The organism is Vitiosangium sp. GDMCC 1.1324 (genome assembly GCF_003044305.1).
GTDB lineage: Bacteria > Myxococcota > Myxococcia > Myxococcales > Myxococcaceae > Archangium.
The window spans coordinates 87750-106080 of the sequence record NZ_PZOX01000031.1 but is presented as its reverse complement, the minus strand read 5'-3'; the positions used below and the strand labels follow the sequence as shown (position 1 = coordinate 106080).

Genomic DNA, 18331 nt, shown 5'->3' with positions numbered 1-18331 from the left:
GGCCCCCGGTGATGCGGAGGCGAATCGTAGCCGGGCCGGATGACAGAGGTCTGGCGGGGGGGGATTGACGCGGCCCTCCCTCACTTCGGAGCATGAGGTCAACTCATGCAAGTACCCCCCGTCTACCGCCGTTGGGTGACCTGCCCCGAGCCTCGCCCCAAGGCGAGTCTGCGCCTGTTCTGTTTCCACTTCGCGGGAGGGGATGCCTCCATCTTCCGGCTGTGGACCACCAAGCTCCCCGCGTCCATCGAGGTCTGCCCCATCGAGCTGCCGGGCCGCGCCACGCGCCGCACCGAGCCCCCCATCACCCGGTTCCCCGAGTTGCTCGAGAAGCTGGCGAGCATGGTGCGCCCCTTCGTCAAGCCGCGCCCCTTCGCCTTCTTCGGGCACAGCTTCGGCGGCATCACCGCCTTCGAGCTGACGCGCTGGCTGCGCCGCAACGGGGAGCCCCTGCCAACCCGCCTCTTTCTCTCGGCCTGTCCAGCGCTGCACATCCGCCAGCAGCCCGCGCCTCGCATCACCCACCTGTCGGACCAGGAGTTCCTGGAGGAGGTCGCCACCCGGTACGGCACTCCCCGGGAGGTGCTCACCAGCGAGGACGTCCGGGACACGGTGCTGCCCGCGTTGCGCGCGGATCTCCAGGTCGGTGAGAGTTACCGCTACCAGCCCGAGCCTCCGCTGGACGTGCCCATCTCGTCCTTCGGCGCGCTGGAGGATCCCGAGGTCAGTCAAGAGGAGGCAGCGGCCTGGCGCCATCAGACCACGGCGGACTTCCGCCTGCGCATGTTCCCGGGCAACCACTTCTTCCTCGCGGCCGAGCGGCGCCGGCTGCACCAGGCCATCGTCGAGGATCTCCAGTTCAAGGCCTGAAGCAGCGGTGGGGCTCCGCAATTTCCGTGACGGCACCGGCGTTTCCGGTCATCTACCGCCCGCGCCCCCGAGCCTCCCGGGTCACCCGGCAGGCGGCCTGCGAAGGACCCCCGTGCTCAGGTACTCCGAGTGGAAGAAGCCCACCGACGCGGCGTACGCGTTCCAGCTCCGTCCCTCGGGCTCCGGGGAGGCGGGCGGCTTCACTCCGGAGATTCCCGGCCTGGGCGTGCGCCGTGACATTCGGGAGGTCGCCCGCGAGGTCCTCGGGGAGGAGGAGGCGGAGCGCTTCGAGCGGCGGGTGCACCGGTGGTCCGGCCCGGAAGACGTGGTGGGAGACGCGGGCGAGAAGCCCTACGAGGGCCAGCAGCTCACCTTCGAGGAGTCCGCCTGGAGCGGCACGCTCACGATGCGAGACATCGACGCGGTGCTCCGGGGCAACATCCGGGTGATGCGTGGCCGCTCGGGCCAGGCCGACTACCTGCTGCGCGATCACCACATGCTCGACGTGGCCCTGTACCACTACCGGACGACGGGAGAGCTGCCGCGGACCCTGTTCCACGCGGATCGCCACTCGGACTGGTGCAAGGACAGCTACCTGGAAGCGCGCGTGCCTCCGCAGGCGGCCACCTGGTGGAGGCTCTTCGAAGGCTTGAAGCGGCCGGGCGACCGGGCCCCCGTGCTCAACGAGCAGGACATCTTCTTCACGACGGCGAAGGCCGAGCCGACGTCCAGGATGACGGGCCGCGACGTGGGCTTCTCCACCGTGGTGCCCTGGTTCGTGGACACCTCGGCACTGCACTGGCCGCAGGTGCTCGCCCAGCCCGGCGTCACCCAGGCGGATTGGCTCTCACTGGACCTGGACTACTTCCAGCCCTCGCCGCAGCTCCGGCTGTGTGGCGGCCTGCTGCGCGACCCGCGCTTCCACGGGATGATGGAGAACGCCCGGGTGCGGGTCTTCGTGCTCTCGCCCCAGTTCACCAATGGCGGAGACAAGATCGACCCCTGGGAGATTCAAGGCAGCATCCACTCGTCACTCCGACTGCTGAACCTGCTGCGCCAGCTCCCCGGCAAGGTGCGGCTCGATGCCCCCTGAAACACGACGGGCGGCCCCCTCGAGGAGAGCCGCCCGCCGTTCAACCCATCCTGTCCTTCGAGACTACGGCTTGGTGTAGCTGACGGTCAGGTTGTAGGTGGCGGTGCCCGAGCCAGCGCCGCGAACCAGGACGTGCGCGACGCTCTGGCCTGCGGGCACGGTCAGCGTGCAGGTCTCGGAGGCGCCGGACGTGTTCGAGCGGCAGTCGTACTTACTCGTGGTGGGCGCCGTGCCGAAGCGCACGTACAGGTCGGGGTTGCGCGTGCCCGTCATCGTCACCGTGAAGGTGGTGCCGGCCAGCACGCTGTACGGACCGAACGGGTCGTTCTCGTTCTTGGTCACGGTGCCGCTGGCCGTCTCGGTCGTCGGCGTGCCCGTGCCACCGCCGGTCCCGTCGTACGAGCCCTTGAGCGTCACGCCCGAGTAGGCCGAGTAGGCGTTGACCATCACGTACCAGGTGCCCGCCTGCGGGTTGGTGAAGGAGCAGTTCTCCGCGTTGCCGCTCGCGTACGGGCGGCAGTCGTAGGTGCTGGAGCTCGGGACCGCGCCGTAGCGCACGTAGAGGTCCGCGTCACCCGTACCACCGCTGATCGCGAACGACAGGCTCGGCTTACCGGCGGGCACCTCGAGCGCGTAGTACTTCTTGTTGCCGGAGCTGCCGGAGAGGCCCGTCACCGGCACGCCGTTGGTCAGCGGGTCCACCACCGGAGGCGGAGGAGGCACGCCCACGGCCTTCCAGGCCTCGGTCACGGCAGCGGCCTCAGCGGAGCCCGTGCCGTAGAGCGCCTCGGCGGCCTGCACCGTGTACGTCTTGGCCTGCTCGAAGGTGGTGGAGGCCGTGAAGAGGTCCGTGTTGGCCTTGTAGAAGATGCGGCCGGCCTTCTCCGGGCCAATGGCGGGCACGGTGTTGGTCGTCTTGCCGCGCGGGTGCACGCCGCCCTTGGACAGCAGCGAGAACACCAGGTTGCTGATGCCCGAGCTGTAGTGCACGTCCTGGCCGCCGTAGTCCGCGTAGAAGTCGAGCGACGCGCCGTCCTTGGCCGGGTCGTCCATGTAGCGGAGCGCGTCACCGGCGGTGCCCGGCGTCCAGATGTCCTCGCCTACCTTGAAGACGTCCGCGTCCGTGGCCCAGTTGCGCGTCCAGCTCTCGCACACGCCGGCGAAGATGTCGGACATGGACTCGTTGAGGCCGCCGGACTCACCCGAGTAGGTGAGGTTGGACTCGCGCTCCGTCACCGCGTGGGTCAGCTCGTGCGTGGTGACGTCCGAGTCCAGGCCCAGCTCGATGGAGTCCACGCCATCGCCGTCGCCGTACACCATCTGGGTGCCGTCCCAGTAGGCGTTCACGTAGTTGGTGCTGTAGTGCACCGTGCTGATGAGCGTGGCGCCCGCGTTGTCGAACGAGTCGCGGCCGAACAGCGTCTTGTAGCAGTTGTACGTCTCGCCGAGCTTGTCGTAGTTGGTGTCGACGTGGTTGTCGCCCACGGGAGCCTGGCCCTCGGAGCGCTTGAGGGTACCCGGCGTGGTGCTGCCATTGTTGGCGCTGTACACCTTGCGGTTGATCGCGGTGTGGATGCGCGGGTTCACCAGCAGGATGCCGCCGCGCTCCGCGTCCACGTAGACGAGGTCATCGGCGGGCATGCCGTCGCGCTCGCCCTTCACACGCACCTCGAAGGCCAGCCGTGGCTCCTGGCTGCCCTCGGAGCGCAGGTAGACGAGCTTCGCGCCGCTGGCGGAGGCGCCCCGCGCGGAGGAGCCGTCCTGGGCCACCTTCAGCGCGGACTCGGGGGCCACCTTCGCCTCGGCGGAGGCCTTCGAGCCGTCGCGGGCCGAGCCGTTGGCGGCGTAGACATTGCCCGCCTCGTCCACGTGGAGGATGAGCTCGCCGCCCACCACCTGGAGCCCGTTCTTGGTCTGCTGGAAGCGCAGGTGCCGGTGGCCCTTCGCGTCCACCGTGGTGCGCTTGAGCACCAGGTCGTTCTGGTTCAGCCGGAACACCGGAGCGACGACGCCCAGCGCCTCGCGTACGTCGACGTCCGCCGAGGAGCGCAGCGCGCCCTGCACCTGGGACGCCCGGCCGAGCTGGCCGCGGATGGAATAGGGGACCTCGCCTTCAGTGCCGAGCACCCGGGCGCCCTGGATACGGGCCAGCGCGGACTGGACGTCCGAGTCATCGCCTCCCTGTACGGGTGACGTGCCCTCCTGCATGGAACCGCACGCGGCCAGGCTGGCGCCAAGCCACGCAGCGCAGAACATTCTCGAGAACCGATTGCTCACGAAGCACTCCTCTGAAGAAGAGGGCTCTTTCTTGACATGCGCACTGCTTGGCTTTCAAGGCGTTTTGATGTTTTTCAGGAATTTTTCTGATTACGGTGTGTAAACGCGAACGCGAGTTCACTTGGCCGAGCGCGTGCGCGGTGACACGGTGAACGGTTTTACACAGTCCCGCCCCTCCCCTTCCCCGGCCACACTGGGAGTCGAAGAGCCCGCCATGAAGCTCACGCAGCTCAAGATCCACGGGTACCGGGACGTCGCGCCCGGCACCGAGCTCGTGTTCAGCCCGTCGCTCAACCTGGTGCTCGGAGAAAACGGCAGCGGCAGGACCCAGCTGCTGGAGCTGCTCTCCCGCGTGCTCGCCTCGGACTTCTCCGGGCTCATCCACGAGGAGTTCTCCCTCGAGTACGCCCTCACCTTCCCCGGGATGGAGCTCCACGTCCGCGTCCACAACGCGCGGCCCTCCGCCGCTTCGAGGCCCTCCGCCGCGCACGGCACCTCGGCGCTCCTGCCCCTGCGTCCCCCGGAGAGCGAGACCGGGCTGGAGCCCTTCATGGAGCTGAGGCTCCAGCTCGATGCGCCCTCCTCCCTGCTGGTGATGCGCGCCGATGCCGAGGGCGTGTCCTGGGAGGTGGAGGGACAACCCACCTGGTCGCAGACGATGCACTGGTCGCTGCTGGATCGCACCGTGTGGGTGGTGCTCTTCATGACGGCCCAGCGGCTCGAGCCCGACATCAAGGAGCGGCTCAAGGAGCTGCTGCGCCGCACCTTCCTGCTCGCCCCAACGCGGTTCGACGAGTCGCTCGGGACGTTCCAGCAGATGGGCACCACGCAGTATGGAATGGAGATGCACGGGGACGAGGTGTTCCCCCTCGGTCTGATGGCGCTGCCCCGGTGGCTGCCGGGGTTGTTGCGCGAGCGGGCCGAGCAGGCCAGCGCCGCCGGCTTCCTCGAGTTCCGCCACGACGAGGTCGAGCAGGGGTTCCTCGCGAGGTTCGTCTCCCTGGCCGGGTTCACCTCGGGGCGGTTCCGGGTGGAGCTGCTGCAGCGGCGCAGCTACGAGGACGGCGGGCGCCTGGAATTCGGCCGCTTCGGCTTCCGCTTCACGCGGCGGGATGGCGTGGAGCTCTCTCAGGAGCAGCTCGGCTACGGGCACAAGCGGCTGCTGTCCTTCCTGTACTACCTGGACCTCAACGACGACTTCGTCATCGCCGACGAGCTGGCCAATGGCCTGCACCCGCGCCTCGTCGAGGCCTGCCTGCGAGGCCTGGGCACGCGGCAGTCCTTCCTCACCAGCCAGAATCCGCTCCCGTTCGAGCACGTCCCGCTCGGGTCCGCCGAGGAGGTGCGCACCTCGCTCATCCACTGTGAGACGGCGCTGCGCGAGGGCCGCGAGTGGAAGGTCTGGGCCCATCCGGCCGCGGAGACGGCCACGCGGCTCTTCGGCGCGTACCAGCGGGGAGACACGCCCCTGGGCACGCTGCTGCGCACGCACGGACTGTGGTGAGTCAGCCCCCGGCCTTGCGCTCCCGCTCGAGCTCCGCCCGGAAGAAGGCGCTGTGCTGGGCGAGCGTCTCCATGTAGGGCCGCACGTCCTCGCGGGCCTCCGGGGACAGCAGCGCGAAGGGCGTCACGTGCGCGTCCGGCACATAGCGGAAGGTGAGGTTGATGCGCCGGGTCCTGAAGTCCGGCATCTCGGGCGGGAGCAGGTGGCCCGCCCGCGTGTCCACCCGCTGCACCCGGTGGAAGGTCTGATCCTTCCAGCGCGCGCCCCCGAAGAGCTGCAACGCACCGTCGTCGAGCCACTGCTCGAGCACCACCTCATCGCGCTCGCCCGGGCGGGTGGAGGTGACGAACTGGAGGAGCGCACGCTCGCCGAAGGACAGCGAGGCCACCGGTCCCGGCTCGAAGTCCTTGTGCTCGCCCACCCGCGCGGTGTCCACCCAGCGCCCGTCCTCGAGCCGGCTGCCGTAGAAGTTCACCAGGCAGGTGTTGAGGTGCCAGCCCGGGGGCATGTCCGGGCCGCGGAACATGCGGCGCGCGAGCTCCTCCACCTTGTCCACCTGGCGCTGGAGCACCGCCGGGAAGGGCTCGGCCTTCACGCAGCGGTCCTTCACGCCCTTGGGCGGCCGGTAGTAGTCCAGGCACGCGAACTGCCAGTTGCCCAACCAGTACACCGGCCGCAACAACCGCCGCTGCGCCTGCCCCGGCGGTGGCGGGAAGTGCTTCGAGTAGCGCTCCTCCCACAGCGGGTGCAGGGAGCCCAGCCAGGCGAGGATCTCCGTGCGATCCGCTGCCGACAGGAAGCTCGCGTTGTAGTGGTGGCCCGGCGTGCGCTGGCGGGCCTTGAGCGCCAGCGAGCGGCCGTAGGGGGGAGGACGCGCCATGATCGCTCTCGCACTAACACTCCACCCACGGTGAATTCCATTGGAATTCCGGGCGATTGTGAACACTCCCCGCCTGAAAACCGGCTGGTCACCGAGGCGATCCAGAACGGCCCCTCCGGCTCAAGGTAGAATCGGCAGCGACCGCGGTATCCAAGGCGTGTGAGCACCCGGAGTGAAGCTCCCGGGGGGGAATCGAGGGGGGCCGAGCCCTCGTTGATGGGTCCAAGCCATAATCCGGGATGCCGCGCTAAGCCGAGGGAGGAGTACCGTGGGAGAGAGCTCGAACCTTGCACTGGATTTCCACAACATCGATCGGGCCGCGACTTCCACCGAGGCAGTCCGTTTCCTGGACGCCCTCAACACCACTCAGCAGGTGCAGGAGATGCAGCGGCTGACCCACCGCCTTCTGGGGGCGTGTGAGGGGGCTCGCATCCTGGATGCCGGCTGTGGGGTAGGCGAGGTCACCCGGGAGCTGGGCGCCTTGGTGGGAAAGACGGGCCGTGTCACGGGGGTCGACCTGAGCGAGAACATGGTGACCGAGGCCCGTCGGAGGACCGAGGACACGGGGCTGCCCGTGGACTACCACCAGGGAGACATCCACCAGCTGGACTTCCCCTCGGAGAGCTTCGACGGCTGCCGCGCCTCCCGCGTCTTCATCTACCTGGAGGACCCTCGCCAGGGACTCAGCGAATTGTTGCGGCTCACACGGCCGGGCGGAGCGGTGGTGCTCTTCGAGCCGGAGCTGGACAGCTGGGTGCTGGACGGGCCGGACAGGAACGTGGTCCGCAAGCTGGTCCACTTCTGGGCGGATCAGCTGCGCAATCCCTGGATTGGCCGGCGGATTCCAGGCCTGTTCCGCTCCCTGGGGGTGAAGGAGCTGTCGATCACCCCCGTGGTCGGCACCTGGGTGCTGAGCATGCTGGAGACATTCGGCATCTACCAGGTGCTGGAGAAGGCCATCCAGGCAGGGGTGGCGACCGAGCAGGAGGTCGCTGACTGGGTCCACTTCATGAAGGAGGGCGAGCGCACGGGGAGCTTCTACGGTGCGATGGCGGGCATGGTGGTCCGCGGCATCAAACCCATCCCCTGAGCCCATCCCCCGAACCCGGCGTGCTCGCCTAAGATGGCCGCAATGGTGATGGAGCACGCGGAAGAGACTGTCGAAAGCACGGGCGGACTGAAGCTGTACGCCCAGGTGTGGCGGCCCCCGGGAGAGCCGCGCACGGTGGTGGCCATCGTCCATGGCATCGGTGAGCACGGCGGCCGTTTCAAGAACATCGTCCACCACCTCGTGGCACGAGGCCACGCGGTCTACGCAATCGACCTGCGGGGCCATGGGCGCTCCCCGGGCCAGCGGGGACACCTGCTGTCGTGGGCGGAGTACCGGGAGGACGTGAAGGCCTTCCTGGAGAAGGTCTCCGCCCGGGAGCCCGGCCGTCCCCTCTTCATCTACGGCCACAGCATGGGAGGGCTCATCGTCCTGGACTACGTGCTGCGCCACCCGGAGGGCCTGAGCGGGACGATCATCAGCGGACCCCCCTTCGAGTCCGTGGGCGTGGCGACCCCGCTGATGGTGGCGTCGGCGCGGATCCTCTCGCGCCTCTGGCCAACCTTCAGCCTGGAGGTCCCCCTGGAGCCCGCGGCGCTGAGCCGGGAGCCCGCGATGGTCACCCAGTACCTGGAGGATCCGCTCGTCCACCGCAAGTGCTCGGCGCGCTGGGCCGCGGAGGCCATCGACGCCAACCTCTGGGTGAAGGCCCACGCGACGGACCTGCGCGTGCCGCTGCTGCTGCTGCACGGCGAGGAGGATCGCATCAACACCGCCGCCGGCACCCGCCGCTTCTTCGAGTCCGTGACCTTCCCCGACAAGGCGCTGTACGTGCTGCCGGGCGGCTACCACGAGCCCCACAACGACCCCGGCCACGAGCAGGTGCTGCAACGGGTGGAGGAGTTCCTGCTGTCGCACGCGCCGACGACGGCCCGGCCCCGGAGCGTGAGCACCGCCTGAGCGGCCGCGGTCCCGCGCTCAGTGGTCCGCGACCACGACGAAGCGCTCGTGCACGTGCCGGACGTCCGACATGTGCCACAGCCGGAACTCGTACCGCCCGGGCTTGTCGATGCGCACGCGCAGCGGCTCGGCGGTCGCCCCGGTGTCGGCGGTGAACTCGTGGATGCAGCGCTCGGCGTCACAGCCCACCAGCTGCATCGAGGGAAGAGTCCGGGTGTGCTGGTGGAAGTCGAGCCCGGCGGGAGTCTCCAGGCGGACCATGGCCGGCTCGCCGGAGTGCACGCTCCGGCTCCAGGGAAGCTCCAGCCAGCCCGCCCCCTCCCCGGGAAGCCGGAAGGAGACCTGCCGGGACGGAAACTCCTCCCGGTAGACCCCCGTGCCTCCACCCAGACCGTCGACCCCATCCATCCGCCCCGCCACCACGAGCAGCGCGATGGCCAGGGCCGCCCCCATGAGCATCCGGGCCTGGGGATGATAGGCGTGGGTGCGCATGAGGAATCCCCTGCGACACCCCGACCGGGAAGCCGCGCCAGAGGCTCGGGCTGCCTCGGCCGCCTGGAGCGCTGTCTGGAGGCGGTGCTGAAACCGCGGGGAGGGCCGCTCACCCCGGAGCGCGGAGAGGGCGGAGTGGGCCTCCTCGGGCAGCGGCGGAAGGTTCTTGCCATCGTTCGAGCTCATGGACGACCTCCTGCGCTGACAATCTGCGCTTGTTGGGCCACCAGGGCCCGGAAGCACTCTCCCAACTGGGCGCGTCCGCGGTGGTGGCGGCTCTTCACCGTCCCCATCGGAATGCCGAGGGCCTCCGACACCTCCTCGTAACCCAGCTCCTCCACGTCACAGAGCAGCACCACCAATCTGAACTTCTCCGGCAACGTGTGCAGGCAGCGCATCATCAGCTCCGCCTCTTCCGACTGGCACACCTGCGCCTCGGGATCCGGCTGCTCCACCCCTCCCGTGAAGAGGGAGCCGAGCACCGACGTGGCGCCCTCGAGCACGGAGTCCAGCAGCGAACGGCGCCGGGCCACCGCGCGCCGGTTCTCGATGAACTGGTTGCGCACGATGCCGCACAACCAGCCAAAGAAGGAGCCCCGCTGCTGATAGCTGTCTTGATGGAGGTAGGCACGTACCAGGGCGTCCTGAAGCAAGTCCTCCGCCTCCTGCTTGTCTCGGCACAAGGTCAAACAGAGCCGGTGAAGCCGCGGCAACAGGGGCTCCACCTCCGCTTCGAAGCGCGCCCGCTCCCCGCCTAGCTCATCCTTTGCACTGCTCACGCCCCCGCTCATCACCGATCCACCCCGGGCGTACCGCGCTTGTCACGGCGCTGTGTCACGACGTTGTCCATGAGATGGAATGACCCGCGCGCTGGTTCCCGAATTTCGTTTTCGTTCATTTCGAGTCCACATCCGAGCCACGCCAACCTTTCAACCAACTTCCCAACCGATGAGAAGCCGCCTGCAGGGCAAGGCAGACATGGCTTGCTCGTTTCTAAACACAGCAAGCAGCCAAAACCGCAAAACATTCAGAAATAGTGAGTGCGGGAACCCGCGTGTGGCTCGTTCCGTCCCTCCGTTTTCGTATGGCAGGCGCTGCGCTCAGCGGACAGCGGCCTGCATGAATCAGGAGGTTCGACCCCCATGCATCCGCAGCAGACCCCTTCGTCTTCCGGTGCCGAGCCGGCGGAGCGCTCCACCTGGAAGAGCGACATCGTCTCCGGCTTCCTCGTCTTCCTCATCGCCCTGCCCCTGTGTCTGGGCATCGCCATGGCCAGCGGATTTCCGCCCGTGGCCGGCATCCTCACCGCGGTCATCGGCGGTGTCGTCTCCTCGTGGCTGGGGAGCGCTCGTTTGACCATCAAGGGGCCCGCCGCGGGCCTCATCGTCATCGCGCTGGGCGCGGTGACGGAGCTGGGAGCGGGCGATGGGCAGCTCGGCTACCGCCGGGCGCTGGCGACCATCGTGGTGGCAGCAATCGTTCAAATCCTCTTCGCGGTGTTGCGCACCGGAACGTTGGGGGACTTCTTCCCTTCGTCGGTGGTCCACGGAATGCTCGCGGCCATCGGCGTCATCATCTGCTCCAAGCAGGCGCACACGCTGCTGGGCGTGGCGCCGACGGCCAAGGAGCCGCTGCCGCTGCTCGCGGAGATTCCCCACAGCGTGGCGAGGATGAACCCGGAGATCGCCATCATCGGTGTCGTCAGCCTGGCCCTCCTCTTCGGCCATGCGGCGCTCTCCAAGCGGGTGGCGATCCTCAAGCGCGTACCGGGGCCGCTGCTGGTGCTGCTCTTCGCGGTGCCCATGGGCCTGTACTTCGATCTGGACCACGAGCACACCTTCAGCTTCTCGCGTGACGTCTTCACGGTGGGGCCCAAGTTCCTGGTGAACCTGCCGGGCAACCTGATGTCAGCTGTCACCTTCCCGGACTTCTCCGCCGTCTTCTCCACGGTCTCCATCAAGTACATCGCCATGTTCGCCCTGGTGGGCAGCATCGAGTCGCTGCTGAGCGCCAAGGCGGTGGACATGTTGGACCCCGAGAAGCGCCGCTCGGACCTGGACAAGGATCTGCTCGCCACGGGCACCGGCAACCTCATCGCCGGCCTGCTGGGAGGCCTGCCGATGATCTCGGAGATCGTCCGCAGCTCGGCCAACATCGGCTACGGGGCGAAGAGCCGGCTGTCCAACTTCTTCCACGGCCTGTTCCTGCTGCTGTTCGTGGCGTTCGCGCCCATGCTCATCCACCGGATTCCGCTGGCCGCGCTGGCCGCCATGCTCATCTTCACGGGCGTGCGGCTGGCCTCGCCCAGCGAGTTCGTGAAGACGTTCCGCATCGGCGCCGAGCAGCTGCTCATCTTCACCTTCACGCTGGGCGTGACGCTGGCGACGGATCTGCTGGTGGGCGTGGCCTCGGGCATCGTCCTGAAGGTGGTGGTGCACCTCATCAACGGCGCGCCCGTGGCTGGCCTCTTCCGGCCCCTCATCGAGGAGCACGAGGCCGGAGGCCAGGTGGTGCTGCGCGTGCGGCACGCGGCCGTCTTCACCAACTTCCTGAAGCTCAAGAAGCAGCTGGCGCGGCACGCCCAGGCGCGGCACGTCGAGGTGGACCTGACGGACGCGAAGCTGGTGGACCACACGGTGATGGAGCGGCTGCACGAGCTGGAGGGTGAGTTCTCCCGCGAGGGCCGCCACCTGCACATCCGCGGGCTCGACCAGCACCGCAGCCTCTCCGCGCACCCGCTGTCCGCGCGCAAGAAGGGACCCAAGAGCACCCTGGGACTTTCTTCCTGAGCTGAACCCGTTTTCCAAAGACACCCATGAGCCACTCCCCCTCCCCTACCCCGCCCGCGGCGGACCGCGGCCAGCGGCTGAGCGATGTCCTGGCCCACGCGGGCCACCTGCTGCCGGCGCAGGGTCCCATTGGCGTGTTCGTGCACCACAACACGCTGCACGCCTTCCAGCACCTGCCCTTCCACGAGGCGCTGGCCACCGCGAGCGCCACGTTCGAGACCGAGGCCTACCTTCCCGAGTCGCGCTACCGCGAGCTGTACCGGCGCGGCCGCATCACCGACGAGGACCTGAAGGCGGCCCTGGCCGAGCGTGAGGCGGGGGAGACGCAGGTGGACATGGCGCCGGTGTCGCTCTCGCGCATGGAGCTGGAGCTGCTGGCCCTGCTCCACCCCCTGCCCGAGGAGACGGCCGCATCCCTGCGCTGGCGCCTGGCGGAGCTGTCCGCCTCGTACCGGCTCCGGCCCGACGTGCCGGAGGCGGCCCGCCAGCGCCTGCTGAAGCGCTCCACCGAGGGCCTGCGCGCGTGGATGGAGCGCGTGGGACGGGACTGGACGATGACCGACCTGGCGGTGGCCCTGCTGGAGCCCTCGATGGAGGCGTCCGTCCGCGCCGCCGCCGCCGAGCCCCACCGGGCCATGGCCTCCGAGGCCGCGCTGCGCCGTCTGGGCATCCCCGACGCGCGCGCCGCGGCCTACCTCGAGCGGGTGAAGGCCCGCCTCGGTGGGACGACGGTGCTCACCGTGGAGGGCTGGCTCGGGGCCGAGGCGACGCTCGTCATGGACGCCCTGGCCGCCGCCTTCGGTGGAGATGGGAGTCTGCGCTCACTGCGCGAGCATCTGGAGCGTCAGCCCGAGCCCTTCGCCGTGAGCGCCCTCTGGGCCGCCTGCCGCGCTCCACTGCTCCCGGCGAAGACCGGGGCCGGGGAGACGGTGGAGCCCGGGGCGGTGCGCAGCCATCGCGAGGTGCTGCGGACGGCGACCGGGGAGGACGTGAATGACCTGGTCCACCCGCACCTCATCCGCGCCTGCTCGGCCTTCCTGGACGAGGGCGTGTCCCACTGGAACATGCCCGGCCGCGAGCACGGGCTGTACGCCGCCTGGTCCGCCCTGAAGCGCACGGGACTCGGCGTGCTGCCGGACTGGCTCGAGGGACTGGAGAAGGAGTTGGAGCAGGCCGAGCACGCCCAGCGCTCCGCACGGGACGTGGTGCTCGCCGCGCTCGACGAGCTCGGCGTCCCCGAGGCGCAGTGGGAGCCCTACCTCACCCGCGTGCTGCTCGCGCTGCCCGGGTGGGCCGGCATGTTCCACCGGCTGGAGCACACCCCCGCGGATCGTCCCGCCGGGGCGCCTCCCGCGCGGCTCATGGACTTCCTCGCCGTGCGCCTCACCCTCGAGCGCCATGCGCTGCGCGCGGTGGCCCGGCGGCGGCTGGACTACCGGGGGCCCCTCTCGGGACTGATGGAGCACGCACGGCGCGCCACCGCCCACCAGCCTCCGGCCCTGGAGCGGGCCGCGGAGGAGGGCAGCTGGCGTCTCTTCCAGCTCCTGCAGCTCGCGGGGCTCTCCGCGATGGAGGTGGCGGACTTCCCGCTGGCCCGGCGTCAGGCGCTGCTCGCCTGGCTGGAGGCGTTCGACGAGCACGCCCGCCGTCGTGTGTGGCAGGAGGCCTACGAGCACCACTACCGGATGGACGTCCTCCAGGGCCTCGCGCAGAACCGGCTCCGTCCGGAGTCGGCACGCACGGTGAAGGACGCACGCTTCCAGGCGATCTTCTGCATCGATGACCGCGAGGAGGCCATCCGCCGGCACTTCGAGGAGCTGGATCCCCGGCACGAGACGTTCGGCGTGGCGGGCTTCTTCGGCGTGGCCATCGACTACCAGGGCCTGGACGACGCGAAGCTGGTCTCGCTGTGCCCCGTGGTCGTCACCCCCGCGCACGTGGTGGAGGAGCACCCCCACCCGGAGCACGGGCACCTGGCCCAGGCCCGCGCGCGGCTGCGCGCCCTGTGGGCCCGCTTCGACCACGGGCTGCACAACGGCACGCACGCGCTGGAGCTCGGCTGGCTGCTGACACCGCTGCTGGGCCTGCTCTCCGCGCTGCTGCTGCCCCTGCACATCTTCTTCCCGCTCACCGTGAGCCGGATGCGCCGGGCGCTCGCCGCGAAGATGCTGCCCGCGCCACGCACGCGGCTCGCGAGCCTGCGCGAGCAGGAGCAGGCCGCCACGGCCGCCGTCAGCGAGAAGGCGAGAGGCTTCACCATCGCCGAGAAGACGGCGCGAGTGGCCGCCACGCTGGAGAACATGGGGCTGGTGGACGGCTTCGCCCCGCTGGTGGTGTTCCTGGGGCACGGCGCGGTGAGCGTCAACAACCCGCACCAGTCCGCCTATGACTGCGGGGCCTGCGGCGGGCGCCACGGTGGCCCCAATGCACGCCTCTTCGCGGAGATGGCCAACCGGCCCGAGGTGCGGGCGAAGCTGCGCGAGCGCGGCATCCACATCCCCGACACCACGTGGTTCATCGGAGGCCTGCACAACACCACCACCGACGAGGTGGTGCTCTACGACACCGAGACCTTGCCCGCGGCCCTGCACGGTGAGCTCGCGGCCCTGCGCGGGGTCATGGACACCGCGCGCACCCTGTCCGCTCACGAGCGCTGCCGGCGCTTCGAGTCCGCTCCGCTCAGCATCTCCCCCACGGCTGCGCTGCGGCACGTGGAGGAGCGCGCGGCGGACCTCAGCCAGGCCCGTCCCGAGCTCGGCCACGTCACCAACGCCGCGTGCATCGTGGGCCGCCGCTCCCTCACCCATGGCCTGTTCCTGGATCGGCGCGCCTTCCTCGTCTCGTACGACCCGAGTCGCGATGATGCCAACGGCACCATCCTCGAGCGAATCCTGCTCGCGGCGGGCCCGGTGGGTGCGGGCATCAACCTGGAGTACTACTTCTCCTGCGTCGACAACGACCGCTACGGCTCCGGCACCAAGCTGCCCCACAACCTCACCGGCATGCTCGGGGTGATGGATGGCGTGGAGAGCGACCTGCGCACGGGGCTGCCGCGGCAGATGATCGAAATCCACGAGCCGGTGCGCCTGCTCATCGTCGTGGACGCGAGCGTGGCGATGCTGTCGGCCATCTACGCGCGCCAACCGATGCTGCGCGAGCTCATCGGCAACGAGTGGGTGCAACTGGTGAGCGTGGACCCGGTGACGGGCGAGCAGCAGCGCTTCACGCCCCGGGGCTTCCAGCCGGTCACCCCGTCCCAGAAGCCGCTGCCGGTGGTGGGCACCTCGCCCGAGTGGTACCGCGGGCACCGGGACTTCCTGCCTCCGGCGCTGATCGACAAATCCCAGGGACGCCCGGCCGCCTCGCGCCGCGTCCCCTCGCATTCTGGAGAGCCCGTCCATGCCGTTCACTGAACTCGAGGTGGGGTGGCTCGCGGCCACCGTGCCGCTCTGGCCCCTGCTGGCCTTCCTGGTGCTGGGAGGCGTGATGCTCGTGCATCGCACGCCGAGCGAGCGCACGGTGGCGCGGTGGGTCCTGGGAGCGCTGTGGCTGTCGCTGGGCTGCTCGGTGGTGACGGCGGCCAGCCGGCTGCTGCACCACGAGGACGTGCTGGAGGTGGAGGTGGGCCGGTGGTTCTCCGCTGGCGACTACTCCTTCCTGGTGTCGCTCTTCGTCGACCGGCTGTCGGCGACGATGATGGTGCTGACGAGCGCCATCACCCTGCTCATCGGGTGGTTCTCGGTGAACTACCTGCACCGCGAGCCCGGCTTCGCGCGCTTCTTCCTGCTGCTGGCGCTGTTCGCCACGGGGATGCTGTTGCTGGTGGAGAGCGGCAGCATCGACCTGCTCTTCGTGGGCTGGGAGCTGGTGGGCCTGACGTCGGCGCTGCTCATCGGCTTCTTCCATGAGCGGGCGACGCCGGTGCGCTCGGGGCTGAGAGCCTTCACCATCTACCGGCTGTGTGACATGGGCCTGCTGGTGGGCGCGGTGCTGCTGCACCACTTCGCGGGCTCGGCCGAGTGGGCGGACGCGCTCGGAGAGAGGGCCTGGCCGGGACCGGCGGTGGCGCTGGGCGTGGTGCCAGCGACCGTGCTGGCGCTATGCCTGATGCTGGCGGCCATGGGCAAGTCGGCGCAGCTGCCCTTCAGCAGCTGGCTGCCCCGAGCCATGGAGGGGCCCACGCCCTCGAGCGCCCTCTTCTACGGTGCGCTCTCGGTGCACGCGGGTCTGTACCTGCTGCTGCGCGTGGCCCCCCTGCTGGAGAGCGCGCCCGTGGCCCGCGCGGCGCTGGTGATTGTGGGTCTGCTGACGGCCGTGCACGCCACGCTCGTGTGGCGCGTGCAGACGGACGTGAAGAGCTCGCTGGCCTATGGCGTCCTCACGCAGGTGGGCCTGATGTTCGCCGAGGTGGGCCTGGGGCTGTACCGGCTGGCGCTGGTGCACCTGGTGGCGCACGCGTGCCTGCGGTGCCTGCAGTTGCTGCGGGCGCCGTCGGCCCTGCGCGAGGTGCAGGCGCGGCGTGCGGCCCTGCGCGCGGCGAAGCCTCCCAGCGTCGCGGTGGCCCACCAGGTGCTGCCCGAGGGCCTGCTGCGGCGCTTCTACCGTCTGGCGCTCGAGCGCTTCTCGCTGGAGGTGCTGCACGAGCGGTGGGCGATGGGACCGCTGCTTCGCGGCGGCCAGTGGATGGACAGGATGGAGCGGCGCTGGGTGGGCGCGCTGAGCGGGTGGATGCCGCGCAACGAGCCGACGCTTCCCCAGCAGCAGCCCGAGATGCGGCCCGCGGAGCAGTCGTCGGGCGGCCAGTCGACAGGAGCCGTGTGATGCAGACGACCGTTCCTCTTCTCTCGATGCTGGTGGCACTGCCAGCACTGGGCGCGGTGGCGCTGCGGTGGGTGCGTCAGCCCGCGCGGGCCCGGCAGGTGACCACGGGCGTGGCGGCACTCACCCTGGCCCTGACGGCCGCCGGGGTGCTCCTCTTCCGGAGCGGACAGCCGGGGCCGCAGTTGCTGGAGTCGTGGTTCCGGGTGCCGCTGCTCGGCATGGTGTACCGGATGGGCGTGGACGGAGCGAGCGTGCTGGCACTGCCGCTCACCGCGCTGCTCACCCTGGGCCTGGTGGCGGCCGGGCCGCGCCAGTCGATGGACCGGAGCACGCTCGCCGTGCTGCTGCTCACCGAGAGCGCGACGCTGGGCTTCTTCTGCGCGCAGGACCTGGCGCTGATGCTCGCCTTCTTCATCGCCGCGCTGGTGCCGGGAAGCGTGCTCGTCTCGCGCAGTGCCCGGGCCCGGCCGGAGGCACGAGCGCTGCGCACCTTCCGGACCTACATGCTCGCGAGCACGCTGCCGCTGGTGGCGGCCACGGTGATGGTGGGCGTGGCGGGCTGGCGGGCGGGAGCGGAGACTCCCTTCGCCCTGACGGAGCTGGTCGCGCGTGGGGTGCCGGCTTCATGGCAGCAGGCCCTCTTCGGGCTGCTGCTGCTTTCGGCGGTCGTGCGCATGGCGGCCGTGCCCTTCCACTCGTGGCTGCCCGTCCTCATGACGCGAGGGCCTTTCGGACTGAGCCTGCTGCTGGTGAACGTGCACGCGGGGCTGTACCTGCTGGTGCGCGTGGCGATGCCCCTGCTGCCGGCGCAGTGGACCCACGCTGGACCGCTGCTGGCAGCACTGGGCCTGTGCGGCGCGCTCTACGGCGCGGTGCTGGCGCTCGCGCAGGTGGACCTGCGGCGCATGGTGGGCTTCCTGCTGGTGAGCCAGGCGGGCCTGCTGCTGACGGGGCTGGCGATGGGGAACACCCAGAGCATCGCCGGAGCACTGCTGCAGAGCGTGGCCGCCGGAATCGCGCTCACGGGACTGAAGCTGGTGGTGCGGTCCATCGAGGCGCGCACCGGCACCACGGACATGACGAGGCTGGGCGGTCTGGTGCGCCGCAGCCCGCGCATGGCGGCCTTCTTCTTCCTGCTGGGCTTCGCGAGCCTGGGCTTCCCGGGGACGATGAGCTTCGTGGGCGAGGACCTGCTGCTGCACGGAGTCCTCGGGGCCCACCCGCTGGTGGCGCTCCCCATGCTGCTGGCCACCGCCATCAATGGCATCACCTTCTTCCGAGCCTTCCAGCGCACCTTCCTCGGGGCGCCGGCCCACGGACATGCGACCGCGCTGGAGACGGTGGAGGACCTGCTGCCGCGCGAGCGGTGGGCGGCGCTCGGAATGTTCGCGCTGGTGTTCCTGGGCGGGCTGATGCCCGGGCCGCTGCTCCGCCTGCGCGAGTCCCAGGTGGAGTCACTGGTGGAGCGCGTGGCCCCGCCCTCCGCAGCGGCTCACGGAGAGAGCCTCTCCGCTGGAGCCCACGCCGAGCCGTGAGGCAGCGGAGCGGGACTCCCTGAACAAGTCTCGAATGGAATGGCGGGCTGGAGTCCTTCGGG

The 18331-nt window shown here is 69.8% G+C and carries 13 protein-coding genes; 9 read left to right on the top strand and 4 right to left on the bottom strand.

Annotated features, from left to right (window positions below):
- Positions 1–105: 105 nt before the first annotated feature.
- Together DAT35_RS51875 and DAT35_RS51870 are read left to right on the top strand one after the other, a co-directional pair.
- Positions 106–870, top strand: a complete 765-nt coding sequence (locus tag DAT35_RS51875) for a thioesterase II family protein (RefSeq protein WP_108076915.1) — start codon at positions 106–108, stop codon at positions 868–870.
- Positions 871–982: 112 nt separating this feature from the next.
- Positions 983–1963 carry a hypothetical protein gene (locus DAT35_RS51870; RefSeq protein WP_233262212.1) on the top strand — a complete coding sequence of 327 codons (981 nt, stop codon included), beginning with the start codon at positions 983–985 and terminating at the stop codon, positions 1961–1963.
- A 63-nt stretch (positions 1964–2026) separates the two neighbouring features.
- Here the strand turns inward: DAT35_RS51870 and DAT35_RS51865 are convergent, their stop codons facing one another.
- On the bottom strand, positions 2027–4240 hold the full coding sequence (locus DAT35_RS51865) for a M4 family metallopeptidase (protein WP_369946501.1): 2214 nt from the start codon (positions 4238–4240) through the stop codon (positions 2027–2029).
- A 214-nt stretch (positions 4241–4454) separates the two neighbouring features.
- On the opposite strand from DAT35_RS51865, the gene DAT35_RS51860 reads away from it, so the two are divergent.
- Positions 4455–5744 (top strand): ATP-binding protein, encoded by a 1290-nt coding sequence (locus tag DAT35_RS51860; protein ID WP_199243261.1) that lies wholly within the window; start codon positions 4455–4457, stop codon positions 5742–5744.
- 1 nt (position 5745) lies between these two features.
- On the opposite strand, the gene DAT35_RS51855 is transcribed toward DAT35_RS51860, so the two are convergent.
- Positions 5746–6624, bottom strand: a complete 879-nt coding sequence (locus tag DAT35_RS51855; RefSeq protein ID WP_108076913.1) for an alpha-ketoglutarate-dependent dioxygenase AlkB — start codon at positions 6622–6624, stop codon at positions 5746–5748.
- A 268-nt stretch (positions 6625–6892) separates the two neighbouring features.
- On the opposite strand from DAT35_RS51855, the gene DAT35_RS51850 reads away from it, so the two are divergent.
- Positions 6893–7714, top strand: coding sequence for a methyltransferase domain-containing protein (locus DAT35_RS51850; RefSeq protein WP_108076912.1), 822 nt, complete (start codon positions 6893–6895; stop codon positions 7712–7714).
- Positions 7715–7756: 42 nt separating this feature from the next.
- On the top strand, positions 7757–8632 hold the full coding sequence (locus DAT35_RS51845; protein ID WP_199243260.1) for an alpha/beta hydrolase: 876 nt from the start codon (positions 7757–7759) through the stop codon (positions 8630–8632).
- Positions 8633–8650: 18 nt separating this feature from the next.
- Here DAT35_RS51845 and DAT35_RS51840 read toward each other — a convergent pair whose 3' ends face one another.
- The gene (locus DAT35_RS51840; protein ID WP_108076911.1) at positions 8651–9310 is read right to left on the bottom strand and encodes a hypothetical protein; all 660 of its coding nucleotides are present in this window, start codon (positions 9308–9310) and stop codon (positions 8651–8653) included.
- The gene (locus DAT35_RS51835) at positions 9307–9915 is read right to left on the bottom strand and encodes an RNA polymerase sigma factor (protein ID WP_108076910.1); all 609 of its coding nucleotides are present in this window, start codon (positions 9913–9915) and stop codon (positions 9307–9309) included. The genes DAT35_RS51840 and DAT35_RS51835 overlap by 4 nt, the downstream gene beginning before the upstream one ends.
- 351 nt (positions 9916–10266) lie before the next feature.
- Here DAT35_RS51835 and DAT35_RS51830 point away from each other — a divergent pair, with 351 nt between their 5' ends.
- From DAT35_RS51830 to DAT35_RS51815, 4 genes are read left to right on the top strand one after another with little or no spacing between them, the layout of a single operon-like run.
- On the top strand, positions 10267–11913 hold the full coding sequence (locus DAT35_RS51830) for a SulP family inorganic anion transporter (RefSeq protein WP_108076909.1): 1647 nt from the start codon (positions 10267–10269) through the stop codon (positions 11911–11913).
- A gap of 26 nt (positions 11914–11939) precedes the next feature.
- Positions 11940–15326 (top strand): YbcC family protein, encoded by a 3387-nt coding sequence (locus DAT35_RS51825; protein WP_108076908.1) that lies wholly within the window; start codon positions 11940–11942, stop codon positions 15324–15326.
- Positions 15313–16734: an NADH-quinone oxidoreductase subunit L gene (locus tag DAT35_RS51820; RefSeq protein WP_108076907.1), complete on the top strand. Its 1422-nt coding sequence runs from the start codon at positions 15313–15315 to the stop codon at positions 16732–16734. Before DAT35_RS51825 ends, DAT35_RS51820 begins: the two co-directional genes overlap by 14 nt.
- Positions 16734–18269, top strand: a complete 1536-nt coding sequence (locus DAT35_RS51815) for a NuoM family protein (protein ID WP_108076906.1) — start codon at positions 16734–16736, stop codon at positions 18267–18269. Before DAT35_RS51820 ends, DAT35_RS51815 begins: the two co-directional genes overlap by 1 nt.
- The last annotated feature ends 62 nt before the right edge of the window (positions 18270–18331 follow it).

Bases quoted from the DNA above. Each gene is read 5' to 3' on its own strand.
- DAT35_RS51860 (WP_199243261.1), top strand. From the start codon at position 4,455: ATGAAGCTCACGCAGCTCAAGATCCACGGGTACCGGGACGTCGCGCCC.
- DAT35_RS51875 (WP_108076915.1), top strand. From the start codon at position 106: ATGCAAGTACCCCCCGTCTACCGCCGTTGGGTGACCTGCCCCGAGCCT.
- DAT35_RS51830 (WP_108076909.1), top strand. From the start codon at position 10,267: ATGCATCCGCAGCAGACCCCTTCGTCTTCCGGTGCCGAGCCGGCGGAG.
- DAT35_RS51835 (WP_108076910.1), bottom strand. From the start codon at position 9,915: ATGAGCGGGGGCGTGAGCAGTGCAAAGGATGAGCTAGGCGGGGAGCGG.
- DAT35_RS51825 (WP_108076908.1), top strand. From the start codon at position 11,940: ATGAGCCACTCCCCCTCCCCTACCCCGCCCGCGGCGGACCGCGGCCAG.
- DAT35_RS51855 (WP_108076913.1), bottom strand. From the start codon at position 6,624: ATGGCGCGTCCTCCCCCCTACGGCCGCTCGCTGGCGCTCAAGGCCCGC.
- DAT35_RS51840 (WP_108076911.1), bottom strand. From the start codon at position 9,310: ATGAGCTCGAACGATGGCAAGAACCTTCCGCCGCTGCCCGAGGAGGCC.
- DAT35_RS51815 (WP_108076906.1), top strand. From the start codon at position 16,734: ATGCAGACGACCGTTCCTCTTCTCTCGATGCTGGTGGCACTGCCAGCA.
- DAT35_RS51845 (WP_199243260.1), top strand. From the start codon at position 7,757: ATGGTGATGGAGCACGCGGAAGAGACTGTCGAAAGCACGGGCGGACTG.
- DAT35_RS51820 (WP_108076907.1), top strand. From the start codon at position 15,313: ATGCCGTTCACTGAACTCGAGGTGGGGTGGCTCGCGGCCACCGTGCCG.